At 54.4% G+C, this 23,569-nt stretch carries 28 protein-coding genes; all 28 read left to right on the top strand.

Annotated elements, in window-relative coordinates; genetic code table 11:
• Positions 1-55 precede the first annotated feature (55 nt).
• Positions 56-4,129 carry a DNA-directed RNA polymerase subunit beta gene (gene rpoB / locus BM395_RS19735; RefSeq protein WP_069901950.1) on the top strand — a complete coding sequence of 1,358 codons (4,074 nt, stop codon included), beginning with the start codon at positions 56-58 and terminating at the stop codon, positions 4,127-4,129.
• A 64-nt stretch (positions 4,130-4,193) separates the two neighbouring features.
• The gene (rpoC, locus tag BM395_RS19730) at positions 4,194-8,393 is read left to right on the top strand and encodes a DNA-directed RNA polymerase subunit beta' (RefSeq protein ID WP_069901951.1); all 4,200 of its coding nucleotides are present in this window, start codon (positions 4,194-4,196) and stop codon (positions 8,391-8,393) included.
• Between the two features lie 157 nt (positions 8,394-8,550).
• Entirely contained in the window at positions 8,551-8,922 is a 372-nt protein-coding gene (gene rpsL / locus BM395_RS19725; protein ID WP_090515065.1) for a 30S ribosomal protein S12, read from the top strand.
• Positions 8,923-9,045: 123 nt separating this feature from the next.
• Entirely contained in the window at positions 9,046-9,516 is a 471-nt protein-coding gene (gene rpsG / locus BM395_RS19720; protein ID WP_002555493.1) for a 30S ribosomal protein S7, read from the top strand.
• 33 nt (positions 9,517-9,549) lie between these two features.
• Positions 9,550-11,649 (top strand): elongation factor G, encoded by a 2,100-nt coding sequence (gene fusA / locus BM395_RS19715; RefSeq protein WP_069901952.1) that lies wholly within the window; start codon positions 9,550-9,552, stop codon positions 11,647-11,649.
• A gap of 30 nt (positions 11,650-11,679) precedes the next feature.
• Complete coding sequence (gene tuf / locus BM395_RS19710; protein ID WP_069901953.1) at positions 11,680-12,873, top strand: elongation factor Tu; 1,194 nt, start codon at positions 11,680-11,682, stop codon at positions 12,871-12,873.
• Between the two features lie 145 nt (positions 12,874-13,018).
• Positions 13,019-13,330 carry a 30S ribosomal protein S10 gene (gene rpsJ / locus BM395_RS19705; protein WP_010486970.1) on the top strand — a complete coding sequence of 104 codons (312 nt, stop codon included), beginning with the start codon at positions 13,019-13,021 and terminating at the stop codon, positions 13,328-13,330.
• 81 nt (positions 13,331-13,411) lie between these two features.
• The gene (gene rplC, locus BM395_RS19700; RefSeq protein WP_069901954.1) at positions 13,412-14,047 is read left to right on the top strand and encodes a 50S ribosomal protein L3; all 636 of its coding nucleotides are present in this window, start codon (positions 13,412-13,414) and stop codon (positions 14,045-14,047) included.
• A 12-nt stretch (positions 14,048-14,059) separates the two neighbouring features.
• The gene (rplD, locus tag BM395_RS19695) at positions 14,060-14,662 is read left to right on the top strand and encodes a 50S ribosomal protein L4 (protein ID WP_010486975.1); all 603 of its coding nucleotides are present in this window, start codon (positions 14,060-14,062) and stop codon (positions 14,660-14,662) included.
• On the top strand, positions 14,659-14,958 hold the full coding sequence (gene rplW, locus BM395_RS19690) for a 50S ribosomal protein L23 (protein ID WP_069901955.1): 300 nt from the start codon (positions 14,659-14,661) through the stop codon (positions 14,956-14,958). The genes rplD and rplW overlap by 4 nt, the downstream gene beginning before the upstream one ends.
• A 14-nt stretch (positions 14,959-14,972) precedes the next feature.
• The gene (rplB, locus tag BM395_RS19685; RefSeq protein WP_069901956.1) at positions 14,973-15,797 is read left to right on the top strand and encodes a 50S ribosomal protein L2; all 825 of its coding nucleotides are present in this window, start codon (positions 14,973-14,975) and stop codon (positions 15,795-15,797) included.
• Positions 15,798-15,813: 16 nt separating this feature from the next.
• On the top strand, positions 15,814-16,089 hold the full coding sequence (gene rpsS, locus BM395_RS19680; RefSeq protein ID WP_010486981.1) for a 30S ribosomal protein S19: 276 nt from the start codon (positions 15,814-15,816) through the stop codon (positions 16,087-16,089).
• Positions 16,090-16,100: 11 nt separating this feature from the next.
• Complete coding sequence (gene rplV / locus BM395_RS19675) at positions 16,101-16,433, top strand: 50S ribosomal protein L22 (protein ID WP_003103908.1); 333 nt, start codon at positions 16,101-16,103, stop codon at positions 16,431-16,433.
• Positions 16,434-16,446: 13 nt separating this feature from the next.
• Entirely contained in the window at positions 16,447-17,133 is a 687-nt protein-coding gene (rpsC, locus tag BM395_RS19670; RefSeq protein WP_010486985.1) for a 30S ribosomal protein S3, read from the top strand.
• 12 nt (positions 17,134-17,145) lie between these two features.
• Entirely contained in the window at positions 17,146-17,559 is a 414-nt protein-coding gene (gene rplP, locus BM395_RS19665; RefSeq protein ID WP_003243901.1) for a 50S ribosomal protein L16, read from the top strand.
• Positions 17,559-17,750: a 50S ribosomal protein L29 gene (gene rpmC / locus BM395_RS19660; RefSeq protein ID WP_002555481.1), complete on the top strand. Its 192-nt coding sequence runs from the start codon at positions 17,559-17,561 to the stop codon at positions 17,748-17,750. The genes rplP and rpmC overlap by 1 nt, the downstream gene beginning before the upstream one ends.
• A gap of 2 nt (positions 17,751-17,752) precedes the next feature.
• Entirely contained in the window at positions 17,753-18,019 is a 267-nt protein-coding gene (gene rpsQ, locus BM395_RS19655) for a 30S ribosomal protein S17 (RefSeq protein ID WP_069902144.1), read from the top strand.
• 23 nt (positions 18,020-18,042) lie between these two features.
• Complete coding sequence (gene rplN, locus BM395_RS19650; protein ID WP_003281831.1) at positions 18,043-18,411, top strand: 50S ribosomal protein L14; 369 nt, start codon at positions 18,043-18,045, stop codon at positions 18,409-18,411.
• Between the two features lie 11 nt (positions 18,412-18,422).
• Entirely contained in the window at positions 18,423-18,737 is a 315-nt protein-coding gene (gene rplX / locus BM395_RS19645; RefSeq protein ID WP_009397501.1) for a 50S ribosomal protein L24, read from the top strand.
• A 20-nt stretch (positions 18,738-18,757) separates the two neighbouring features.
• Positions 18,758-19,297, top strand: coding sequence for a 50S ribosomal protein L5 (rplE, locus tag BM395_RS19640; protein ID WP_069901957.1), 540 nt, complete (start codon positions 18,758-18,760; stop codon positions 19,295-19,297).
• Between the two features lie 13 nt (positions 19,298-19,310).
• Positions 19,311-19,616: a 30S ribosomal protein S14 gene (gene rpsN / locus BM395_RS19635; protein WP_069901958.1), complete on the top strand. Its 306-nt coding sequence runs from the start codon at positions 19,311-19,313 to the stop codon at positions 19,614-19,616.
• Positions 19,617-19,813: 197 nt separating this feature from the next.
• Positions 19,814-20,206, top strand: coding sequence for a 30S ribosomal protein S8 (gene rpsH, locus BM395_RS19630; RefSeq protein ID WP_069901959.1), 393 nt, complete (start codon positions 19,814-19,816; stop codon positions 20,204-20,206).
• 12 nt (positions 20,207-20,218) lie between these two features.
• Positions 20,219-20,752 (top strand): 50S ribosomal protein L6, encoded by a 534-nt coding sequence (gene rplF / locus BM395_RS19625; RefSeq protein WP_069901960.1) that lies wholly within the window; start codon positions 20,219-20,221, stop codon positions 20,750-20,752.
• Between the two features lie 9 nt (positions 20,753-20,761).
• Positions 20,762-21,112, top strand: a complete 351-nt coding sequence (rplR, locus tag BM395_RS19620) for a 50S ribosomal protein L18 (RefSeq protein WP_069901961.1) — start codon at positions 20,762-20,764, stop codon at positions 21,110-21,112.
• A gap of 3 nt (positions 21,113-21,115) precedes the next feature.
• A complete protein-coding gene (rpsE, locus tag BM395_RS19615) occupies positions 21,116-21,616 on the top strand; it encodes a 30S ribosomal protein S5 (protein WP_069901962.1) in 501 nt (166 codons plus the stop codon).
• A gap of 2 nt (positions 21,617-21,618) precedes the next feature.
• Positions 21,619-21,798, top strand: a complete 180-nt coding sequence (gene rpmD / locus BM395_RS19610; protein ID WP_010487007.1) for a 50S ribosomal protein L30 — start codon at positions 21,619-21,621, stop codon at positions 21,796-21,798.
• 2 nt (positions 21,799-21,800) lie between these two features.
• Positions 21,801-22,235 (top strand): 50S ribosomal protein L15, encoded by a 435-nt coding sequence (rplO, locus tag BM395_RS19605; protein WP_069901963.1) that lies wholly within the window; start codon positions 21,801-21,803, stop codon positions 22,233-22,235.
• Positions 22,236-23,564 carry a preprotein translocase subunit SecY gene (gene secY / locus BM395_RS19600; protein WP_069901964.1) on the top strand — a complete coding sequence of 443 codons (1,329 nt, stop codon included), beginning with the start codon at positions 22,236-22,238 and terminating at the stop codon, positions 23,562-23,564.
• The last annotated feature ends 5 nt before the right edge of the window (positions 23,565-23,569 follow it).

Raw genomic sequence — 23,569 nt, 5'->3', positions numbered from 1 at the left:
TGGCTGCTCCCGTCGGAGAGGCCAAATAAGCAGGTGACCAAGCTGGGGAACGCTGATGGCTTACTCATATACTGAGAAAAAACGTATCCGCAAGGACTTTAGCAAGTTGCCGGATGTCATGGATGTGCCTTATCTCCTGGCCATCCAGCTGGATTCGTATCGCGAATTCCTGCAGGCGGGAGCGACCAAAGATCAGTTTCGCGATATTGGCTTGCATGCAGCCTTCAAATCCGTTTTCCCGATTATCAGCTATTCCGGCAATGCTGCTCTGGAGTATGTCGGTTATCGCCTGGGCGAACCGGCCTTTGACGTCAAAGAGTGCGTACTTCGTGGCGTAACCTTTGCCGTACCGCTGCGGGTAAAAGTCCGTCTGATCATTTTCGACAAAGAATCGTCGAACAAAGCGATCAAGGACATTAAAGAGCAAGAAGTTTACATGGGGGAAATCCCCCTGATGACTGAGAACGGTACCTTCGTAATCAACGGTACCGAGCGCGTCATCGTCTCCCAGTTGCACCGTTCGCCGGGCGTGTTCTTCGATCACGACCGTGGCAAGACGCACAGCTCTGGCAAACTGCTGTATTCAGCTCGCGTAATTCCTTACCGTGGCTCGTGGCTCGACTTCGAATTCGACCCGAAAGACGCCGTGTTCGTACGTATCGACCGTCGCCGCAAATTGCCGGCTTCCGTGCTGCTGCGTGCACTGGGTTACACCACTGAAGAAGTGCTGGACGCTTTCTATACCACCAACGTTTTCCACGTCACCGGCGAAAGCCTGCGTCTGGAATTGGTGCCAGAGCGTCTGCGCGGTGAAATTGCTGTACTGGATATTGCTGACGACAAGGGCAAAGTCATTGTCGAGCAAGGCCGCCGTATTACTGCGCGCCACATCAACCAGTTGAACAAAGCCGGTATCACCGAGCTCAACGTGCCTATCGATTACCTGCTTGGCCGTACTTCTGCCAAGGCAATCGTGCACCCGGCAACTGGCGAGATCCTGGTTGAGTGCAACACTGAACTGAGCGTTGAAGACCTGGCTAAGGTCGTCAAGGCGCAGGTTGTGCGCATTGAAACCCTGTACACCAACGATATCGATTGCGGTCCGTTCATCTCCGATACCCTGAAGATCGACTCGACCACCAATCAGCTCGAAGCGCTGGTTGAAATCTATCGCATGATGCGTCCAGGCGAGCCGCCAACCAAGGATGCTGCCGAGACCCTGTTCAACAACCTGTTCTTCAGCCCAGAGCGTTATGATCTGTCGGCTGTTGGCCGGATGAAGTTCAACCGTCGTATCGGTCGCACCGAGATCGAAGGTTCTGGCGTACTCAACAAAGAAGACATCGTCGAGGTTCTGAAAACCCTCGTTGATATCCGCAACGGCAAAGGCATCGTCGATGACATCGACCACCTGGGTAACCGTCGCGTGCGTTGTGTCGGCGAAATGGCCGAGAACCAGTTCCGTGTAGGTCTGGTACGTGTTGAGCGTGCTGTTAAAGAACGTCTGTCGATGGCTGAAAGCGAAGGCTTGATGCCGCAGGACCTGATCAACGCCAAGCCCGTGGCTGCTGCGGTCAAAGAGTTCTTCGGTTCCAGCCAGCTGTCGCAGTTCATGGACCAGAACAACCCGCTGTCCGAGATCACCCACAAGCGCCGCGTTTCGGCTCTTGGCCCGGGCGGTCTGACACGTGAGCGTGCAGGCTTCGAAGTCCGTGACGTACACCCGACTCACTACGGTCGTGTATGCCCGATTGAAACGCCGGAAGGTCCGAACATTGGTCTGATCAACTCCCTGGCGGCCTATGCGCGTACCAACCAGTACGGCTTCCTTGAGAGCCCGTACCGTGTGGTTAAAGACACATTGGTTACTGATGAGATCGTGTTCCTGTCTGCGATCGAAGAAGCAGACCACGTGATCGCTCAGGCGTCGGCAACGATGAACGACAAAGGTCAGCTGGTTGATGAGTTGGTGGCGGTACGTCACCTCAACGAATTCACCGTAAAAGCGCCTGAAGACGTAACCCTGATGGACGTTTCGCCGAAGCAGGTAGTTTCGGTTGCAGCTTCCCTCATTCCGTTCCTCGAGCACGACGATGCTAACCGGGCCCTGATGGGTTCGAACATGCAGCGTCAGGCTGTTCCGACCCTGCGTTCGGACAAGCCGCTGGTAGGTACTGGTATGGAGCGCAACGTAGCGCGCGACTCCGGTGTTTGCGTTGTTGCACGTCGTGGCGGTGTGATCGACTCGGTCGACGCCAGCCGTATCGTTGTTCGTGTGAACGATGACGAAGTTGAAACTGGCGAAGCCGGTGTCGACATTTACAACCTGACCAAATACACCCGTTCTAACCAGAACACCTGCATTAACCAGCGTCCGCTGGTGAGCAAAGGTGATCAGGTAGCACGCAGCGACATTCTCGCTGACGGCCCGTCGACCGACATGGGTGAACTGGCTCTGGGCCAGAACATGCGCGTCGCGTTCATGCCGTGGAACGGTTACAACTTCGAAGACTCCATCCTCCTTTCCGAGCGTGTAGTACAAGAAGACCGCTTCACCACGATCCACATCCAGGAACTGACCTGTGTGGCCCGTGACACCAAGCTTGGGCCTGAGGAAATCTCCTCGGACATCCCGAACGTGGGTGAAGCTGCACTGAACAAGCTGGACGAAGCAGGCATCGTGTATGTCGGTGCTGAAGTTGGCCCGGGCGATATTCTGGTCGGTAAGGTAACGCCGAAAGGTGAGACCCAGCTGACGCCGGAAGAGAAGCTGTTGCGTGCGATCTTCGGTGAAAAGGCATCTGACGTTAAAGATACTTCCCTGCGTGTGCCGACTGGCACCAAAGGTACCGTCATCGACGTACAGGTCTTCACCCGTGATGGCGTAGAGCGCGATTCGCGTGCCCTGGCTATCGAGAAGATGCAGCTGGACGAGATCCGTAAGGACCTTAACGAAGAGTTCCGTATCGTTGAAGGCGCAACCTTCGAACGTCTGCGTTCTGCTCTCGTGGGTAAAGTTGTTGAAGGCGGTGCTGGCCTGAAGAAAGGCGCCGAAATCACTGACGAATTCCTCGACGGTCTTGAGCGTGGTCAGTGGTTCAAACTGCGCATGGCTGACGATGCACTGAACGAGCAGTTGGAAAAGGCTCAGGCCTACATTTCCGATCGCCGTCAGTTGCTCGACGACAAGTTCGAAGACAAAAAGCGCAAGCTGCAGCAGGGCGACGACCTGGCTCCGGGCGTTCTGAAGATCGTTAAGGTTTACCTGGCAATCCGCCGTCGCATCCAGCCGGGTGACAAGATGGCCGGTCGTCACGGTAACAAGGGTGTTGTCTCGGTGATCATGCCGGTTGAAGACATGCCTCACGATATTCACGGTACGCCGGTAGACATCGTGTTGAACCCGCTGGGTGTACCTTCGCGTATGAACGTGGGTCAGATCCTCGAAACTCACCTGGGCCTCGCGGCTAAAGGTCTGGGCGAGAAGATCAACCTGATGCTCGAAGAGCAGCGCAAAGTCGCTGAACTGCGTCAATTCATGCAGCAGATCTACAACGAGATCGGCGGCCGTCAGGAAAGTCTGGATGACCTTAGCGACACGGAAATCCTCAACCTGGCGAAGAACTTGCGCGGCGGCGTGCCAATGGCTACTCCGGTGTTCGACGGTGCTAAAGAAGTTGAAATCAAGGCCATGCTGAAACTGGCAGACCTGCCAGAAAGCGGCCAGATGCGACTGATCGATGGCCGTACCGGTAATCAGTTCGAGCGTCCAACTACCGTTGGCTACATGTACATGCTCAAGCTGAACCACTTGGTTGACGACAAGATGCACGCGCGTTCTACCGGTTCTTACAGCCTGGTTACTCAGCAGCCGCTGGGTGGTAAGGCGCAATTCGGTGGCCAGCGCTTCGGTGAGATGGAGGTGTGGGCACTCGAGTCGTACGGTGCTGCTTACACGCTGCAGGAAATGCTCACTGTGAAGTCGGACGATGTGAACGGCCGTACCAAGATGTACAAAAACATCGTGGACGGTGATCACCGTATGGAGCCAGGCATGCCTGAGTCCTTCAACGTACTGATCAAAGAGATCCGTTCGCTCGGTATCGATATCGATCTGGAAACCGAATAACACGTGACGCGAATCGGCGGTGGAGCACTTTGCTCCATCGCCAGCTCCGCCAGGAGGAAAGGCCTTGAAAGACCTACTGAATTTGCTGAAAAACCAGGGTCAAGTCGAAGAGTTCGACGCCATCCGTATTGGATTGGCATCGCCTGAGATGATCCGCTCGTGGTCGTTCGGTGAAGTTAAAAAGCCGGAAACCATCAACTACCGTACGTTCAAGCCTGAGCGTGACGGTCTGTTCTGCGCCAAAATCTTTGGCCCGGTAAAAGACTATGAGTGCCTGTGCGGTAAGTACAAGCGCCTCAAGCACCGTGGTGTTATCTGTGAGAAGTGCGGCGTTGAAGTTGCACTGGCCAAAGTTCGTCGTGAGCGTATGGCGCACATCGAACTGGCTTCGCCGGTTGCCCACATCTGGTTCCTGAAGTCGCTGCCGAGCCGTATCGGTTTGCTGATGGACATGACCCTGCGTGATATCGAACGTGTTCTCTATTTCGAGAGCTATGTCGTTATCGATCCGGGCATGACCACGCTGGAAAAAGGTCAGCTGCTGAACGATGAGCAGTACTTCGAAGCACTGGAAGAGTTCGGTGACGACTTCGACGCCCGTATGGGTGCCGAGGCTGTTCGCGAGCTGTTGCACGCTATCGATCTGGAGCACGAAATTGGCCGTCTGCGTGAAGAGATTCCGCAAACCAATTCGGAAACCAAGATCAAGAAGCTGTCCAAGCGTCTGAAGCTGATGGAAGCGTTCCTGGGCTCGGGCAACTTGCCTGAGTGGATGATCCTGACCGTTCTGCCGGTTCTGCCGCCAGATCTGCGTCCGTTGGTACCGCTTGATGGTGGCCGTTTCGCAACGTCCGACCTCAACGACCTGTACCGCCGTGTGATCAACCGTAACAACCGTCTTAAGCGCCTGCTTGATCTGTCGGCGCCAGACATCATCGTGCGTAACGAAAAGCGCATGCTGCAAGAGTCGGTTGACGCCCTGCTGGACAACGGCCGTCGCGGTCGCGCCATCACTGGTTCGAACAAGCGCCCATTGAAGTCCCTGGCTGACATGATCAAGGGTAAGCAAGGTCGTTTCCGTCAGAACCTGCTCGGTAAGCGCGTGGACTACTCCGGTCGTTCGGTAATTACCGTAGGCCCGACCCTGCGTCTGCACCAGTGCGGTCTGCCTAAGAAGATGGCACTTGAGCTGTTCAAGCCGTTCATTTTCGGCAAGCTGGAAATGCGTGGTCTCGCTACCACCATCAAAGCTGCCAAGAAGATGGTTGAGCGTGAGTTGCCAGAAGTTTGGGACGTTCTCGCTGAAGTAATTCGCGAACACCCAGTGCTTCTCAACCGTGCACCGACCCTTCACCGTCTGGGTATCCAGGCGTTTGAACCCGTTCTGATTGAAGGTAAGGCTATCCAGTTGCACCCGTTGGTTTGTGCGGCGTACAACGCCGACTTCGACGGTGACCAGATGGCTGTGCACGTACCGCTGACGCTGGAAGCCCAGCTCGAAGCCCGTGCATTGATGATGTCGACCAACAACATTCTGTCACCAGCCAACGGTGAGCCAATCATCGTGCCGTCGCAGGACGTTGTATTGGGTCTGTATTACATGACGCGTGAAGCGATCAACGCCAAAGGCGAAGGTCGTGTATTCGCTGACTTGCAGGAAGTTGACCGCGTTTTCCGCGCCGGTGAAGCCTCTCTGCACGCTCGCGTAAAAGTGCGTATTCACGAAACCATCAACGAAAAAGATGGCAGCGTGACCAAGAACACCCGCATCGTCGACACCACTGTCGGCCGTGCGCTGTTGTACCAGATCGTGCCTGCTGGCCTGTCCTATGACGTGGTCAACCAGTCGATGAAGAAGAAGGCTATCTCCAAGCTGATCAACCAGTGCTACCGCACTGTCGGCTTGAAAGACACCGTTATCTTCGCTGACCAGTTGATGTACACCGGTTTCGCCTATTCGACCATCTCGGGTGTGTCGATCGGTGTTAACGACTTCGTCATCCCGGATGAAAAAGCACGCATCATCGACAGTGCAACCGAAGAAGTTAAAGAGATCGAAAGCCAGTACGCATCGGGCCTGGTAACTCAGGGCGAGAAGTACAACAAGGTTATCGACTTGTGGTCCAAGGCCAACGACGAAGTGTCCAAGGCGATGATGGCCAACCTCTCGAAAGAGAAGGTTGTTGACCGTCACGGCGAGGAAGTTGACCAAGAGTCCTTCAACTCGATGTACATGATGGCCGACTCGGGTGCGCGGGGTTCCGCAGCCCAGATTCGTCAGCTTGCCGGTATGCGTGGTCTGATGGCCAAGCCGGACGGCTCGATCATCGAAACGCCGATTACTGCGAACTTCCGTGAAGGTTTGAGCGTACTTCAGTACTTCATCTCGACTCACGGTGCTCGTAAGGGTCTGGCGGATACCGCACTTAAAACAGCTAACTCCGGTTATCTGACGCGCCGTTTGGTAGACGTTGCTCAGGATCTGGTAGTAACTGAAGTTGATTGCGGCACTGAACACGGCCTGCTGATGACACCGCACATTGAAGGCGGTGACGTAGTAGAGCCGCTAGGTGAGCGCGTATTGGGCCGAGTAATCGCCAAAGACGTATTCAAGCCTGGCACTGAAGATGTAATCGTTCCTGCCGGTACGCTGGTAGACGAGCAGTGGGTTGAGTTCATCGAGCTGAACAGCATCGACGAAGTTATCGTGCGCTCGCCAATCAGCTGTGAAACTCGTTATGGCATCTGTGCCAAGTGCTACGGCCGCGATCTGGCCCGTGGTCACCAGGTGAACATCGGTGAAGCTGTCGGCGTTATCGCTGCACAGTCGATCGGTGAGCCGGGTACACAGCTGACCATGCGTACGTTCCACATCGGTGGTGCGGCAAGCCGTACTTCGGCTGCTGACAGCATTCAGGTTAAGAACGGCGGCCAAATCCGCCTGCACAACCTCAAGCACGTTGAGCGTGTGGACGGCTGCCTGATCGCGGTATCGCGTTCGGGTGAACTGGCCCTGGCTGACGAGTTCGGTCGTGAGCGTGAGCGTTACAAGCTGCCTTACGGTGCTGTGATCTCGGTTAAGGAAGGTGACAAAGTTGATCCGGGCGCCATCGTCGCCAAGTGGGATCCGCACACTCACCCAATCGTTACCGAAATGAAAGGTACCGTGACGTTCGTAGGCATGGAAGAAGGGATCACCATCAAGCGTCAGACTGACGAATTGACTGGTTTGACCAACATCGAAGTGCTTGATCCGAAAGATCGTCCGGCTGCTGGTAAGGACATTCGTCCGGCCATCAAGATGGTTGGCGACGATGGTAAAGACTTGCTGCTGCCGGGTACCGACGTACCGGCTCAGTACTTCCTGCCGTCGAACGCATTGGTCGGTGTACAGGATGGTGCGCAAATCGCCATCGGTGACGTTATCGCGCGTATCCCGCAAGAAACGTCGAAGACCCGTGACATCACCGGTGGTCTGCCACGCGTAGCTGACTTGTTCGAAGCGCGTCGTCCGAAAGAAGCATCGATTCTGGCTGAAATCAGCGGCACGATCTCCTTCGGTAAAGAGACCAAAGGCAAGCGTCGTCTGGTGATTACACCAACCGACGGTAGCGATCCGTACGAAGAGCTGATTCCGAAGTGGCGCCACCTGAACGTGTTCGAAGGTGAACAGGTTAACAAGGGTGAAGTTATCTCGGACGGCCCGAGCGATCCGCACGACATCCTGCGTCTGCTGGGTGTAAGCGCGCTGGCCAAGTACATCGTTAACGAGATTCAAGACGTTTACCGTCTGCAAGGCGTGAAGATCAACGATAAGCACATCGAGACCATCCTGCGTCAGATGCTGCGTAAAGTTGAAGTGGCAGAGTCCGGCGACTCAACCTTCATCAAGGGTGACCAGATGGAGTTGACCGCAGTACTGGGTGAGAACGAGCGTCTGGCTGCAGAAGACAAGTTCATCGCCAAGTACAGCCGTGTGTTGCTGGGTATCACCAAAGCGTCGTTGTCGACTGAGTCGTTCATCTCGGCAGCCTCGTTCCAGGAAACTACCCGCGTTCTTACTGAAGCGGCAGTGACTGGTAAGCGTGACTACCTGCGCGGCTTGAAAGAGAACGTGGTTGTGGGTCGTTTGATCCCGGCCGGTACCGGTTTGGCTTATCACAGCGAGCGTAAGCGCAAGCGTGATGCAGACAAGCCAGTTCGCGTTAGCGCCAGTGAAGTGGAAGCTGCACTGACCGAAGCGTTGAACTTCAGCGGAAATTAAGAGCGTAACCCTGCCGCGCTGAGCGGTAGGGTTGCATCTTGACTGGGAGGCTGAGTCTCTTTAGACTCATGCACCCCTAAATTTGGCAGGGCATGTGCTCTGCCATTTTGCTTTGTTTGTAAAGCAATAGCGTCGAAAGACAACAGTGGAGCTAAAGATGGCAACTATTAACCAGCTGGTACGTCAGCCGCGTAAGCGTATCGTCGAGAAATCCGACGTGCCTGAGCTGCAGAACTGCCCGCAGCGTCGCGGCGTATGCACTCGTGTGTACACCACTACGCCGAAAAAACCTAACTCGGCATTGCGTAAAGTTTGCCGTGTGCGCCTGACCAACGGTTTCGAAGTTTCTTCGTACATCGGTGGTGAAGGTCACAACCTGCAAGAGCACAGCGTAGTGCTGATCCGTGGCGGTCGTGTAAAAGACCTTCCGGGTGTTCGCTACCACACCGTTCGCGGTTCTTTGGATACTTCCGGTGTTAAAGGTCGTAACCAGGGTCGTTCGAAGTACGGTACTAAGCGTCCTAAGTGATTACGCCCCAGTAATGGGACATTTCACTAAATTGCAGTTATCTATTTATTTGAGTCGATAAGAGTAAGGTCGGGCGCAAATGCGGTCCCGAGCTAACCTGAAGACCGTTTGAGGGCTTATCACATGCCAAGACGTCGTGTAGCAGCCAAGCGCGAAGTGCTTGATGATCCAAAATACGGAAGCCAAATTCTGGCCAAGTTCATGAACCACGTAATGGAAAGCGGTAAGAAAGCCGTTGCCGAGCGTATCGTTTATGGCGCGCTGGAAAAGGTTAAAGAACGTAAGAACAGCGATCCCCTGGAGATCTTCGAGAAAGCTCTCGACGCCATCGCTCCGCTGGTCGAAGTGAAGTCGCGCCGCGTTGGTGGTGCTACTTACCAGGTTCCTGTTGAAGTACGTCCTTCCCGTCGTAATGCTCTTGCCATGCGCTGGCTGGTAGATTTCGCCCGTAAGCGCGGCGAGAAGTCTATGGCTCTGCGCCTAGCTGGCGAGTTGCTGGACGCTGCTGAAGGCAAAGGTGCTGCAGTTAAGAAGCGTGAAGACGTGCACCGTATGGCTGAAGCCAACAAGGCTTTCTCGCACTACCGCTTCTAATTTTCTAGCGCTTCTAAACTTTGCGAGGGCTATATGGCTCGTACTACTCCGATTAACCGCTACCGTAACATTGGTATTGTCGCGCACGTTGATGCCGGCAAAACCACTACGACTGAGCGGGTTTTGTTTTACACCGGCGTAAACCACAAAATGGGCGAGGTGCATGATGGCGCCGCGACCATGGACTGGATGGCGCAGGAGCAGGAGCGTGGTATTACCATCACCTCCGCGGCAACCACTGCTTTCTGGCAGGGTTCCGAGAAGCAGTTCGATAAGTACCGCTTCAACATCATCGACACCCCCGGGCACGTAGACTTCACCATCGAAGTAGAGCGCTCGCTGCGCGTACTCGACGGCGCTGTTGTAGTGTTCTGTGGTACTTCGGGCGTTGAGCCGCAGTCGGAAACCGTATGGCGTCAAGCCAACAAGTACGGTGTTCCACGTCTTGTTTACGTAAACAAGATGGACCGTGCCGGTGCTAACTTCCTGCGCGTAATCGGCCAGATCAAAGCGCGCCTGGGTCACACCCCGGTGCCGATCCAGCTGGCTATCGGTTCGGAAGATAACTTCCAGGGTCAGATCGATCTGATCAAGATGAAGGCTATCTACTGGAACGACGACGACAAGGGCATGACTTTCCGCGAAGAAGAAATTCCAGCGGACATGCAGGACTTGGCGGACGAGTGGCGCAGCAACATGGTTGAAGCTGCCGCTGAAGCCTCTGAAGAGCTGATGAACAAGTATCTGGAAGGCGAAGAGCTGACCACTGCTGAAATCAAAGCTGCTCTGCGTCAGCGCACTATCGCTGGCGAAATCGTTCTGGCTGTTTGCGGTTCGTCGTTCAAGAACAAGGGTGTACCTCTGGTTCTCGACGCCGTTATCGACTACCTGCCGGCTCCGGTTGATATTCCTGCGATCAAAGGTACGGATATCGATGATGAAACCGTTGAGATGGAGCGTCATGCAGATGATGCTGAACCGTTCTCGGCTCTGGCTTTCAAAATCGCTACCGACCCGTTCGTGGGTACTCTGACGTTCGCTCGCGTTTACTCGGGTGTTCTGAGCTCCGGCGACGGCGTTCTGAACTCGGTTAAAGGCAAGAAAGAGCGTGTGGGTCGTATGGTGCAGATGCACGCAAACACCCGTGAAGAGATCAAAGAAGTACGCGCTGGCGACATCGCTGCTCTGATCGGCATGAAGGACGTCACCACTGGTGACACTCTGTGCTCGCAAGAGAAGCCAATCATTCTCGTTCGTATGGACTTCCCAGAGCCGGTAATTTCGGTTGCTGTTGAGCCTAAGACCAAGGATGACCAGGAAAAAATGGGTATCGCTCTGGGCAAACTCGCTCAGGAAGATCCATCTTTCCGCGTTAAGACAGATGAAGAGACTGGTCAGACGATCATCTCCGGCATGGGCGAGTTGCACCTCGACATCCTCGTAGACCGTATGCGTCGCGAGTTCAACGTCGAAGCCAACATCGGTAAGCCGCAGGTTTCGTACCGTGAGAAGATCACCAAGTCTTGCGAAATCGAAGGCAAATTCGTACGTCAGTCTGGCGGCCGTGGCCAGTTCGGTCATTGCTGGGTTCGTTTTGCTCCGGCAGACGAAGGTCAGGAAGGCTTGCAGTTTGTCAACGAGGTAGTAGGTGGTGTGATTCCTAAGGAATACATCCCGGCTATTCAGAAAGGCATCGAAGAGCAGATGAAGAACGGTGTTGTTGCCGGCTATCCGCTCATCGGCCTGAAGGCTACTGTGTTCGATGGTTCTTACCATGACGTCGACTCCAACGAGATGGCGTTCAAGGTTGCTGCCTCCATGGCTACCAAGCAGCTGTCCCAGAAGGGCGGTGCTGTTGTGCTTGAGCCGGTAATGAAAGTGGAAGTAGTTACACCTGAGGACTACATGGGTGACGTGATGGGTGACCTGAACCGTCGTCGTGGTCTGATTCAAGGTATGGAAGATACGGTCTCTGGCAAGGTTATCCGCGCTGAAGTACCGTTGGGTGAAATGTTCGGTTATGCGACCGACGTTCGTTCCATGTCTCAGGGTCGCGCGAGCTACTCCATGGAATTTTCTAAATACTCTGAGGCTCCGTCGAATATCGTCGAAGCTATCGTTAAGAAAGGCTAATTCAGCCCTTTAGGCTAGAGGATCACTGTCGTGGCTAAAGAAAAATTTGATCGTTCCAAACCACACGTAAACGTCGGCACTATCGGCCACGTTGACCATGGTAAAACTACTCTGACTGCTGCACTGACCAAGGTTTGTGCTGAAGCATTCGGTGGTGCAGTTCGTGACTTCGCTCAGATCGACAGCGCGCCGGAAGAAAAAGCTCGTGGTATCACGATCAACACTTCCCACGTTGAATACGATTCGACCATTCGTCACTACGCGCACGTTGACTGCCCAGGCCACGCTGACTATGTGAAGAACATGATCACTGGTGCTGCTCAGATGGACGGCGCTATCCTGGTTTGCTCGGCCGCTGATGGTCCGATGCCGCAAACTCGTGAGCACATCCTGCTGTCCCGTCAGGTTGGCGTTCCGTACATCGTTGTCTTCCTGAACAAGGCTGACATGGTAGACGACGCTGAGCTGCTGGAGTTGGTTGAGATGGAAGTTCGTGACCTGCTGTCGACTTACGACTTCCCGGGCGACGACACTCCGATCATCATCGGTTCGGCTCTGATGGCTCTGAACGGCCAAGACGACAACGAAATGGGCACCACTGCCGTTCGTAAGCTCGTTGAGACTCTGGATACTTACATTCCTGAGCCTGTTCGCGTTATCGACAAGCCATTCCTGATGCCAGTAGAAGACGTATTCTCGATCTCCGGTCGCGGTACTGTTGTAACTGGTCGTATTGAGCGTGGTGTTATCCGCGTTCAGGAAGAAGTGGAAATCGTTGGTCTGCGTGACACCACCAAGACTATCTGTACTGGTGTTGAAATGTTCCGCAAGCTGCTCGACGAAGGTCGTGCTGGCGAGAACTGCGGTATCCTGCTGCGCGGCACCAAGCGTGACGACGTAGAGCGTGGCCAGATCCTGTGCAAACCAGGCAGCGTTAAGCCGCACACCAAGTTCGAAGGCGAAGTGTACGTTCTGTCGAAAGAAGAGGGTGGTCGTCACACTCCTTTCTTCAAGGGCTACCGTCCGCAGTTCTACTTCCGTACTACGGACGTAACTGGTAACTGCGAACTGCCGGAAGGCGTTGAAATGGTCATGCCGGGCGACAACGTGAAAATGGTTGTTACCCTGATCAAGTCGATCGCCATGGAAGATGGTCTGCGCTTCGCAATTCGCGAAGGCGGCCGTACCGTTGGTGCTGGCGTGGTTGCCAAGATCATCGAGTAATCGATTGATCGAGTAAAAGAAGCTCCCGCTTGCGGGGGCTTTTTTTATTGGGTTGACACTAGCTTGACGCGTCTATAGAATTGCGCCTCCTTTTAACGGGCGTTCTGCGCTCGTTGGGAATCGCAGCTTGGAATCTGAGGTCAAAATGCAAAACCAACAAATCCGTATTCGGTTGAAGGCTTTTGACCATCGCCTGATCGATCAATCAACCCAGGAAATCGTGGAAACCGCGAAACGTACTGGTGCTCAGGTGCGTGGTCCGATTCCACTGCCAACTCGCAAAGAGCGGTTCACAGTTCTTACTTCTCCGCACGTCAACAAAGACGCGCGCGATCAGTTTGAAATTCGGACCCATAAGCGTGTACTGGACATCGTCCAGCCAACGGATAAAACCGTTGATGCGCTGATGAAGCTCGACCTTGCGGCTGGCGTGGAAGTGCAGATCAGCCTCGGCTAAGACTTGGGTCTTAGTCGTGTAACGCTCTGAAATGGGCGGCCATAGCGGGTGAAAGCCCCGTACACTCATGAGGTTTACAACATGACTATTGGTGTAGTCGGTCGTAAATGCGGTATGACCCGTATTTTCACCGAAGAAGGTGTCTCCATTCCGGTTACGGTCATTGAGATCGAACCGAATCGCGTCACCCAGTTCAAAACTGAGGAAACCGACGGCTATCGTGCAGTGCAAGTCACTGTAGGTGAGCGTCGTGCCTCGCGTGTCAGCAAGGCTCAAGCCGGTCACTTCGCTAAGGCGAACGTCGCGGCAGGTCGTGGTGTCTGGGAATTCCGTCTTGAAGAAGGCGACTACTCAGCTGGCGACTTGATCAACGCTGAAATTTTCCAAGCTGGACAGATGGTCGATGTGACCGGTCAGTCCAAAGGTAAAGGCTTTGCCGGTACCATCAAGCGTTGGAACTTCCGCGGCCAAGACAACACTCACGGTAACTCCGTGTCCCACCGTGTTCCGGGTTCGATTGGCCAGTGCCAAACTCCGGGTCGCGTTTTCAAGGGCAAAAAAATGTCCGGTCACATGGGTGCTGAGCGTGTGACGGTACAGTCCCTGGAAGTTGTGCGCGTCGACGCTGAACGCAACCTGCTGTTGGTCAAAGGCGCTGTTCCTGGCGCGACTGGCGGTAACTTGGTTGTGCGTCCAGCAGCTAAGACTCGCGGTTAAGGGGAAGCTGACATGCAATTAAATGTAAATGGCGCTCAAGCGATCGAAGTATCCGAAGCAACTTTCGGTGGCGATTACAACGAGACCCTGGTTCACCAAGCAGTTGTGGCCTACATGGCCGGCGGCCGTCAAGGCAGCAAGCAGCAGAAGACTCGTTCTGATGTGTCGGGCGGCGGTAAGCGTCCATGGCGTCAGAAGGGTACTGGCCGCGCTCGTGCCGGTACCACTCGTGGTCCAATCTGGCGTGGTGGTGGTGTGACATTCGCGGCACGTCCGCAGAATCACGACCAAAAGCTGAACAAGAAGATGTATCGCGCTGCGATCCGTTCGATTCTTGCTGAGCTGGTCCGCACCGATCGCCTGGTCGTAGTTGAAGACTTCGCTGTCGAAGCTCCGAAGACTAAAGATCTGCTGGGCAAGCTGAATGGCATGGGTCTGACTGATGTCCTGATCGTGTCTGATGCAATTGATCAAAATCTGTACCTGGCTGCACGTAACCTGCCGCACGTCGATGTTCGTGACGTACAGGGTTCCGATCCGGTCAGTCTGATCGCGTATGAAAAGGTACTGGTTACCGTTTCTGCCGTGAAGAAATTCGAGGAGATGCTGGGATGAACCAGGAACGCGTATTTAAAGTGCTGCTGGGTCCGCACATCTCTGAGAAAGCCACACTACTGGCCGATAAGAAAAGCCAGTTCGTATTCAAGGTTGCAACCGATGCAACCAAGCTGGAAATCAAGAAGGCCGTCGAAAGCCTGTTCAGCGTGAAGGTTGAGCGTGTTACTACTCAGAACGTTCTGGGTAAGAGCAAGCGCACCGCTCGCGGTCTGGGCAAGCGTAACGACTGGAAGAAAGCGATCATCTCGCTTCAGCCAGGCCAAGATCTCGATTTCGCCAGCAGTGCTGAGTAAGGAAGGGGTGCATCATGGCAATCGTTAAATGCAAACCGACTTCCGCTGGCCGCCGTTTTGTGGTCAAGGTGGTCAATCAGGAGCTGCACAAAGGCGCTCCGTACGCTCCGCTGCTTGAGAAGAAGTCGAAGTCTGGCGGTCGTAACAACAATGGTCGCATCACTACCCGTCATATCGGTGGTGGTCACAAGCAGCATTACCGCTTGGTCGATTTCCGTCGCAACGACAAAGATGGCATTCCAGCCACTGTCGAGCGTATTGAATACGATCCGAACCGTACCGCACACATCGCTCTGCTGATGTACGCAGACGGCGAGCGTCGCTACATCATCGCCCCTAAAGGCGTGAGTGCTGGCGATCAGCTGGTAGCTGGCATCATGGCTCCGATCAAACCAGGTAACAGCCTGCAACTGCGTAACATTCCAGTTGGTAGCACTGTTCACGGTATCGAGCTGAAGCCAGGCAAAGGTGCTCAGATCGCTCGTTCCGCTGGCGCTTCGGCTCAGCTGATCGCTCGTGAAGGCGTCTATGTGACTCTGCGTCTGCGTTCCGGTGAGATGCGTAAAGTTCTGGCCGAGTGCCGTGCGACTTTGGGCGAAGTTTCGAACTCCGAGCACAGCCTGCGTTCGCTGGGTAAAGCTGGTGCTAAGCGCTGGCGTGGCGTTCGCCCGACCGTTCGTGGTGTTGCCATGAACCCGGTCGACCACCCACACGGTGGTGGTGAAGGTCGTACCTCAGGTGGTCGTCATCCGGTGTCTCCATGGGGCTTCCCGACTAAGGGTGCTAAGACTCGTGGAAACAAGCGCACCGATAATATGATCGTCCGTCGTCGCAAGTAAATAGAGGGATACGACAGTGCCACGTTCTCTGAAAAAAGGTCCTTTTATTGATCTTCACCTACTGAAGAAGATCGAAGTGGCGGTGGAAAAGAACGATCGCAAGCCAGTTAAAACCTGGTCGCGTCGCTCGATGATCCTGCCGCAAATGGTCGGTCTGACCATTGCTGTACATAACGGCCGTCAGCATGTCCCAGTTCTTGTGAACGAAGACATGGTCGGTCACAAACTCGGCGAGTTTGCTGGTACCCGCACTTATCGTGGGCACGTAGCAGACAAGAAAGCCAAGCGTTAAGGGGTTAGGAAATGGAAGTAGCCGCTAAGTTGTCGGGCGCTCGAATCTCCGCCCAAAAAGCCCGCTTGGTCGCCGACCAGATCCGCGGGAAAAAGGTGGGCGAAGCGCTCAACCTGTTGGCTTTCAGCAGCAAGAAAGCCGCCGAGATCATGAAGAAAGTGCTGGAGTCGGCTGTAGCCAACGCCGAGCACAACGAAGGCGCAGACGTTGATGACTTGAAGGTCAGCACTGTTTTCGTCAACGAAGGGCGTTCGCTGAAGCGAATCATGCCGCGAGCCAAAGGCCGCGCTGATCGCATCGTCAAGCGGTCTTGCCATATCACTGTCAAGGTTGCGGACAAGTAACGGAGTCGATCAGATGGGTCAGAAAGTACATCCCATTGGCATTCGCCTGGGAATCGTCAAGGAGCACACCTCCGTCTGGTACGCAGACGGTCGGACTTATGCGGACTATTTGTTCGCTGATCTGAAAGTGCGTGAGTATCTCCAAGACAAACTAAAAAGCGCGTCCGTAAGCCGTATCGACATTGCTCGTCCGGCTCAGACTGCACGTATCACCATTCACACTGCTCGTCCCGGTATCGTTATCGGTAAGAAAGGTGAAGATGTTGAGAAGCTGCGTCAGGACCTGACCAAGCAAATGGGTGTGCCTGTGCACATCAATATCGAAGAGATCCGCAAGCCGGAACTCGACGGTATGCTGGTTGCGCAGAGCGTAGCTCAGCAGCTGGAGCGTCGTGTGATGTTCCGTCGCGCTATGAAGCGCGCTGTACAAAACGCCATGCGTATTGGTGCCAAGGGCATCAAAATCCAAGTGAGCGGTCGTCTCGGTGGTGCAGAAATCGCACGTACTGAATGGTATCGCGAAGGTCGTGTGCCGTTGCACACCCTGCGTGCCGATATCGACTATGCCACGTACGAAGCGCACACCACTTATGGTGTGATCGGTGTCAAGGTTTGGATCTTCAAAGGCGAAGTAATTGGTGGTCGCCACGAAGAACTGAAACCACAAGCACCTGCGCCTCGTAAAAAAGCTGCTAAGTAAGGGGTACGCCAAATGTTACAACCAAAGCGTACGAAGTTCCGTAAGCAGATGACCGGCCACAACCGTGGCTTGGCTCAGCGCGGTAGCAAAGTCAGCTTCGGCGAATTCGCCTTGAAGTCTGTTGCCCGCGGTCGTCTTACCGCCCGTCAGATCGAGTCCGCTCGTCGTGCTCTGACTCGTCACGTTAAGCGTGGCGGGAAGATCTGGATTCGCGTTTTCCCGGACAAGCCAGTTACCAAGAAGCCTCTCGAAGTGCGGATGGGTAAAGGGAAGGGTGGCGTCGAATATTGGGTAGCCCAGATTCAGCCAGGAAAAGTCCTGTATGAAATCGAAGGCGTTTCCGAAGAGTTGGCGCGTGAGGCATTTGCCTTGGCTGCTGCAAAGCTGCCACTCGCTACCACTTTTGTTAAGCGGACGGTGATGTGATGAAGGCGAATGAACTTCGTGAAAAATCAGCACAGCAGCTGAACGAGCAACTGCTCGGCCTGCTGCGCGACCAGTTCAATCTGCGTATGCAGAAAGCAACTGGCCAGTTGGGGCAGTCTCACCTGCTCTCGCAAGTTAAGCGCGACATCGCTCGTGTGAAAACTGTGCTCAACCAGCAGGCAGGTAAGTGATCATGGCTGAAGCCGAAAAAACAGTCCGTACGCTGACCGGCCGTGTTGTCAGCGACAAGATGGACAAGACCATCACCGTATTGATCGAGCGTCGCGTTAAGCACCCGATCTACGGTAAATACGTTAAGCGTTCGACCAAGCTGCACGCGCATGACGAAAACAATCAGTGCCACATCGGCGACAAAGTTTCGATTCGTGAAACTCGCCCTGTAGCCAAGACTAAGTCTTGGGCTCTGGTTGAAGTCATCGAACGCGCAGTGGAAGTCTAAGGACTAGGGGTCGGAGAAATTATATGATTCAGACTCAATCCATGCTCGACGTTGCTGACAACAGTGGCGCACGTCGCGTTATGTGTATCAAGGTGCTGGGCGGCTCACACCGTCGTTATGCTGGCATCGGTGACATCATCAAGGTAACCGTTAAGGAAGCAATTCCGCGCGGTAAAGTGAAGAAGGGCCAGGTAATGACTGCTGTTGTAGTCCGTACCCGTCACGGCGTTCGTCGTCCTGATGGCTCGATCATTCGCTTCGATGGCAACGCTGCTGTTCTGTTGAACAACAAGCAAGAGCCTATCGGTACCCGTATCTTTGGGCCCGTGACTCGCGAACTTCGTACTGAGAAGTTCATGAAGATCGTCTCGCTCGCCCCTGAAGTGCTTTAAGGAGATCCGACATGCAAAAGATTCGTCGTGACGACGAGATCATCGTGATCGCCGGCAAAGACAAAGGTAAGCGCGGTAAGGTGCTCAAGGTTCTCGCTGACGACCGTTTGGTCGTTGGTGGGATCAACCTGGTTAAGCGTCATACCAAGCCGAACCCGATGTCGGGCGTTCAAGGCGGTATCGTCGAAAAAGAAGCGCCATTGCACGCTTCTAACGTGGCCATTTTCAATGGCGAAACCAACAAAGCAGATCGCGTTGGTTTCAAAGTTGAAGACGGTAAAAAAATTCGTGTCTTCAAGTCGACCCAAAAAGCGGTTGATGCTTGAACACTGCTAGGTAGAAGACCATGGCACGACTAAAAGAGATTTATCGGAAGGAAATTGCGCCCAAGCTGAAGGAAGAACTGAAGCTTGAGAACGTGATGGAAGTTCCGCGTATCACCAAGATCACCCTTAACATGGGCCTGGGCGAAGCAATCGGTGACAAGAAGATCATCGAGCACGCTGTTGCCGACCTGGAAAAGATCACCGGTCAGAAAGTCGTTGTGACTCATGCCCGTAAGTCGATTGCAGGCTTCAAGGTTCGTGAAGGCTGGCCGATTGGCGTTAAAGTAACTCTGCGCCGTGAGCGTATGTACGAGTTCCTGGATCGTCTGCTGTCTATCTCCCTGCCGCGCGTGCGTGACTTCCGCGGCCTGAATGCCAAGTCGTTCGACGGCCGTGGCAACTACAGCATGGGCGTTAAAGAGCAGATCATCTTCCCGGAAATCGACTACGACAAAATCGATGCCCTCCGCGGTCTGGATATTACCCTGACCACTACTGCTCGGACGGATGATGAAGGTCGCGCATTGCTGCGTGCTTTCAAATTCCCGTTCCGCAACTGATAGGAGCTGGATCATGGCCAAAATGAGCATGAGAAACCGTGAGCTGAAGCGTCAGCAAACGGTTGCCAAGTACGCCAAGAAGCGTGCTGAGCTGAAAGCAATCATCGTCGATCAGGAAGCATCTCCTGAAGCACGTTGGGAAGCTTCGGTGGCACTGCAAAAGCAGCCACGTGACGCAAGCGCTTCGCGTCTGCGTAATCGTTGCCGCATCACAGGTCGTCCGCACGGTGTATTCCGTAAGTTCGGTCTGTCGCGCATCAAGCTGCGTGAAGCAGCTATGCGTGGCGACGTACCAGGTCTGCGTAAAGCAAGCTGGTAAATCGTTGCGTACTGTATGGCCGATGCCTCCGTGCGTCGGCTTTACAGACAAGCAAAATGAATCAAGCCCCTATTGGGGCTTGATTCATTTCTGCACAGTCTCTAGAATGTTCGGCTCGCCTGAGCCTGGGTTTTCCCAGGATGTATGGCGACTCTAGCCGAAAGGCTATCTATCTATGTACCAGGAGCGTCTAGCCCATGAGTATGCAGGACCCGTTAGCGGACATGCTAACTCGTATCCGTAATGCCCAGATGGCTGAAAAGTCCGTCGTAAGCATGCCATCTTCTACCTTGAAGGTAGCCGTAGCCAAAGTCCTGAAGGACGAAGGTTATGTTGCGGATTATCAGATTAGCGGCGAAGCAAAGCCGCAGCTGTCCATCGAGCTGAAATATTTCGAAGGCCGTCCGGTCATCGAAGAAGTAAAACGCGCTAGCCGTCCAGGTCTGCGCCAGTACAAGTCCGTCGATGATCTGCCGAAAGTTCGTGGCGGTCTTGGCGTATCCATCGTCTCCACCAACAAAGGTGTGATGACGGATCGTGCTGCACGCGCTGCCGGTGTCGGTGGTGAAGTGCTATGTACAGTGTTCTAAGGGGGGATAAGCATGTCTCGCGTTGCTAAGAACCCCGTCAAGCTGCCTTCTGGTGTAGAGATCAAACTCGCCGGCCAGCAGCTCTCGGTGAAAGGTGCTAAAGGCACTTTGGAACTGAATGTTCATTCGTCCGTTGAAGTGGTCCAGGAATCCGGTGAGCTGCGTTTTGCCGCTCGTAACGGCGACCAGCAGACTCGCGCAATGGCCGGTACCACTCGTGCGTTGGTTAACAACATGGTAATCGGCGTCAGCGAAGGCTTCGAGCGCAAGCTCCAGTTGGTCGGTGTTGGTTATAAGGCTCAAGCTAAAGGACAAATCCTGTCCCTGGCTCTGGGTTTTTCCCACCCAATTGACTACGAATTGCCGCAAGGCGTTACCGCCGAAACCCCTAGCCAGACAGACATCCTGCTCAAGGGCGTCGACAAACAACTGGTTGGTCAGGTAGCTGCGGAGATTCGTGACTTCCGTCGTCCTGAACCTTACAAGGGCAAAGGTGTTCGTTACGCTGACGAAGTCGTCCGCCGTAAAGAAGCCAAGAAGAAGTAGGGCTAGCAAATGACCGACAAAAACGTTACTCGACTGCGCCGCGCTCGCAAAGCACGTCTGAAAATGCACGAACTCGAAGTCGTGCGTCTCTGCGTGTATCGCTCTTCGCAGCACATCTATGCCCAGGTCATTTCGGCCGACGGCAGCAAGGTTCTGGCCAGCGCCTCAACCTTGGACAAAGCACTGCGTGATGGCGCCACTGGCAACATCGACGCAGCCAAGAAAGTTGGTGAGCTGGTTGCCGAGCGCGCGAAAGCCGCTGGTGTAACTCAGGTTGCATTCGACCGTTCTGGCTTCAAGTACCACGGCCGCGTTAAGGCGCTGGCTGATGCTGCTCGTGAAGGCGGGCTGGAGTTCTAAGTTATGTCAAATAACGACCAAAAGCGCGACGAAGGCTACATCGAGAAATTGGTGCAGGTTAACCGTGTAGCTAAAACCGTTAAGGGTGGCCGCATCTTCACTTTCACCGCGTTGACCGTGGTTGGTGATGGTAAAGGTCGCGTAGGTTTCGGCCGTGGTAAATCCCGCGAAGTTCCTGCTGCCATTCAAAAGGCGATGGAAGCTGCGCGTCGCAACATGATCACCGTTGATCTGAACGGTACTACTCTGCAGTACGCGATGAAAGCTGCTCATGGCGCCTCTAAGGTGTACATGCAGCCTGCTTCTGAAGGTACCGGTATCATCGCTGGCGGCGCTATGCGTGCTGTTCTCGAAGTTGCTGGTGTGCAGAACGTTCTGGCCAAGTGCTACGGCTCGACTAACCCGGTAAACGTGGTTCACGCTACGTTCAAGGGTCTGCGTGCTATGCAGTCTCCGGACTCCGTTGCGGCCAAGCGTGGCAAGAGCGTCGAGGAGATTCTCTAATCATGGCTAATACCGTTAAAGTCACGCTGATCAAAAGCGTGAACGGCCGTCTGGCTAATCACAAAGCCTGCGTCAAGGGTCTCGGCCTGCGTCGCATCAATCACACCGTTGAAGTTCTGGATACTCCGGAAAATCGCGGCATGATGAACAAGGCTTATTACCTTCTCCGTGTGGAGGGTTAATTATGTACCTGAATGATTTGAGTCCTGCGCCGGGTTCCCGTCGTGAGAAGCACCGTCCGGGTCGTGGTATCGGTAGTGGTTTGGGTAAGACTGGTGGCCGCGGCCACAAAGGTCAAACCTCCCGCTCCGGTGGTTCCATTGCTCCGGGTTTTGAAGGCGGCCAGCAGCCACTGCACCGTCGTCTTCCTAAGTTTGGTTTCGTTTCTTTGAAGGCTATGGATCGCGCTGAAGTGCGTACTTCCGAGCTGAACAAGATCGAAGGCGACGTAGTTACTCTGCAGGCGCTGAAGGATGCTGACCTGATTAATCAAAACGTACAGCGTGTAAAAGTCATGCTGTCCGGCGAGATTACTCGTGCAGTCACCCTTAAAGGTATCGCCGCCACCAAAGGTGCGCGCGCGGCTATCGAAGCAGCTGGCGGTAAGTTCGAGGAATAAATGGCTAAGCAAGGTGCTCTCTCAGCGCTCAGCAATGGCGGGTTATCCGAGCTCTGGGCTCGTCTGCGCTTTCTGTTCATGGCGATTATCGTCTATCGGATAGGCGCACACATCCCTGTGCCCGGTATCAACCCTGATCGGCTGGCGGACCTGTTTCGACAGAATGAGGGGACCATTCTTAGCTTGTTCAACATGTTTTCCGGCGGTGCGCTGGAGCGCATGAGCATTTTTGCACTGGGGATCATGCCGTACATTTCGGCGTCGATCATCATGCAGCTCATGAGCGCTGTCAGCCCACAGCTGGAGCAGTTGAAGAAGGAAGGTGAGGCTGGTCGTCGTAAGATCAGCCAATACACCCGCTACGGCACTCTCGTCCTGGCATTCGTTCAAGCTATCGGCATGTCCGTTGGTTTGGCGAGTCAGGGCGTCGCGTTCGCTGATGGCTTTAGCTTCTACTTTGTAGCGGTCACTACGTTCGTCGCAGGCGCGATGTTCATGATGTGGCTGGGCGAGCAAATCACCGAGCGTGGTGTTGGCAACGGTATTTCGATGCTGATTTTTGCAGGCATCGTAGCCGGTCTGCCGCGGGCGATTGGGCAGTCTTTCGAGTCTGCTCGTCAGGGCGATATCAATATCTTCGCCCTTGTCGCCATCGGTCTGCTGGCAGTAGCGATCATCGGTTTTGTGGTGTTCATTGAGCGTGGTCAGCGTCGCATTGCGGTGCACTACGCCAAGCGTCAGCAGGGCCGTAAGGTCTTTGCCGCGCAGACTAGCCACTTGCCGCTGAAGGTGAACATGGCGGGGGTTATCCCGGCTATTTTCGCTAGCAGCCTTCTGTTGTTCCCGGCATCGCTGGGGTCCTGGTTTGGTCAGTCCGAAGGTATGGGCTGGCTGCAGGATATTTCACAGGCTATCGCTCCTGGTCAGCCGTTGAACATTTTGCTGTTTAGTGCAGGGATCGTTTTCTTCTGCTTCTTCTACACAGCATTGATGTTCAATCCGAAAGACGTAGCGGAAAACCTGAAGAAGTCCGGTGCCTTTATTCCAGGCATTCGTCCAGGTGAGCAGTCGGCACGTTACATTGATAGCGTTCTGACTCGTTTGACCCTGTTCGGTGCTCTGTACATGACGGCCGTGTGCCTGCTGCCCCAGTTCCTGGTGGTTGCGGCAAACGTTCCGTTCTACCTTGGCGGGACCTCGTTGCTGATCGTGGTAGTGGTTGTTATGGACTTTATGTCCCAAGTACAATCGCACCTCGTTTCACACCAGTACGAATCCCTGATGAAGAAAGCCAACCTGAAGGGCTACGGCAGCGGCATGCTCCGCTAATGTGT

Origin of the sequence: Pseudomonas marincola (assembly GCF_900116605.1) — a bacterium.
GTDB lineage: Bacteria > Pseudomonadota > Gammaproteobacteria > Pseudomonadales > Pseudomonadaceae > Aquipseudomonas > Aquipseudomonas marincola.
This window is presented reverse-complemented; position numbering and strand designations above follow the sequence as displayed.

What these genes read in the sequence shown, in the direction of transcription:
- rplX (WP_009397501.1), top strand. Translation starts at nt 18,423, where the DNA reads ATGCAAAAGATTCGTCGTGACGACGAGATCATCGTGATCGCCGGCAAA.
- rpsH (WP_069901959.1), top strand. Translation starts at nt 19,814, where the DNA reads ATGAGTATGCAGGACCCGTTAGCGGACATGCTAACTCGTATCCGTAAT.
- rplC (WP_069901954.1), top strand. Translation starts at nt 13,412, where the DNA reads ATGACTATTGGTGTAGTCGGTCGTAAATGCGGTATGACCCGTATTTTC.
- rpmC (WP_002555481.1), top strand. Translation starts at nt 17,559, where the DNA reads ATGAAGGCGAATGAACTTCGTGAAAAATCAGCACAGCAGCTGAACGAG.
- rpoB (WP_069901950.1), top strand. Translation starts at nt 56, where the DNA reads ATGGCTTACTCATATACTGAGAAAAAACGTATCCGCAAGGACTTTAGC.
- rplD (WP_010486975.1), top strand. Translation starts at nt 14,060, where the DNA reads ATGCAATTAAATGTAAATGGCGCTCAAGCGATCGAAGTATCCGAAGCA.
- rpsQ (WP_069902144.1), top strand. Translation starts at nt 17,753, where the DNA reads ATGGCTGAAGCCGAAAAAACAGTCCGTACGCTGACCGGCCGTGTTGTC.
- rpsJ (WP_010486970.1), top strand. Translation starts at nt 13,019, where the DNA reads ATGCAAAACCAACAAATCCGTATTCGGTTGAAGGCTTTTGACCATCGC.
- rplN (WP_003281831.1), top strand. Translation starts at nt 18,043, where the DNA reads ATGATTCAGACTCAATCCATGCTCGACGTTGCTGACAACAGTGGCGCA.
- rpsE (WP_069901962.1), top strand. Translation starts at nt 21,116, where the DNA reads ATGTCAAATAACGACCAAAAGCGCGACGAAGGCTACATCGAGAAATTG.
- rpsN (WP_069901958.1), top strand. Translation starts at nt 19,311, where the DNA reads ATGGCCAAAATGAGCATGAGAAACCGTGAGCTGAAGCGTCAGCAAACG.
- rplB (WP_069901956.1), top strand. Translation starts at nt 14,973, where the DNA reads ATGGCAATCGTTAAATGCAAACCGACTTCCGCTGGCCGCCGTTTTGTG.
- rpsG (WP_002555493.1), top strand. Translation starts at nt 9,046, where the DNA reads ATGCCAAGACGTCGTGTAGCAGCCAAGCGCGAAGTGCTTGATGATCCA.
- rplV (WP_003103908.1), top strand. Translation starts at nt 16,101, where the DNA reads ATGGAAGTAGCCGCTAAGTTGTCGGGCGCTCGAATCTCCGCCCAAAAA.
- rpmD (WP_010487007.1), top strand. Translation starts at nt 21,619, where the DNA reads ATGGCTAATACCGTTAAAGTCACGCTGATCAAAAGCGTGAACGGCCGT.
- rplE (WP_069901957.1), top strand. Translation starts at nt 18,758, where the DNA reads ATGGCACGACTAAAAGAGATTTATCGGAAGGAAATTGCGCCCAAGCTG.
- rplW (WP_069901955.1), top strand. Translation starts at nt 14,659, where the DNA reads ATGAACCAGGAACGCGTATTTAAAGTGCTGCTGGGTCCGCACATCTCT.
- rplR (WP_069901961.1), top strand. Translation starts at nt 20,762, where the DNA reads ATGACCGACAAAAACGTTACTCGACTGCGCCGCGCTCGCAAAGCACGT.
- rpsC (WP_010486985.1), top strand. Translation starts at nt 16,447, where the DNA reads ATGGGTCAGAAAGTACATCCCATTGGCATTCGCCTGGGAATCGTCAAG.
- rplF (WP_069901960.1), top strand. Translation starts at nt 20,219, where the DNA reads ATGTCTCGCGTTGCTAAGAACCCCGTCAAGCTGCCTTCTGGTGTAGAG.
- rplP (WP_003243901.1), top strand. Translation starts at nt 17,146, where the DNA reads ATGTTACAACCAAAGCGTACGAAGTTCCGTAAGCAGATGACCGGCCAC.
- rpsL (WP_090515065.1), top strand. Translation starts at nt 8,551, where the DNA reads ATGGCAACTATTAACCAGCTGGTACGTCAGCCGCGTAAGCGTATCGTC.
- secY (WP_069901964.1), top strand. Translation starts at nt 22,236, where the DNA reads ATGGCTAAGCAAGGTGCTCTCTCAGCGCTCAGCAATGGCGGGTTATCC.
- fusA (WP_069901952.1), top strand. Translation starts at nt 9,550, where the DNA reads ATGGCTCGTACTACTCCGATTAACCGCTACCGTAACATTGGTATTGTC.
- rplO (WP_069901963.1), top strand. Translation starts at nt 21,801, where the DNA reads ATGTACCTGAATGATTTGAGTCCTGCGCCGGGTTCCCGTCGTGAGAAG.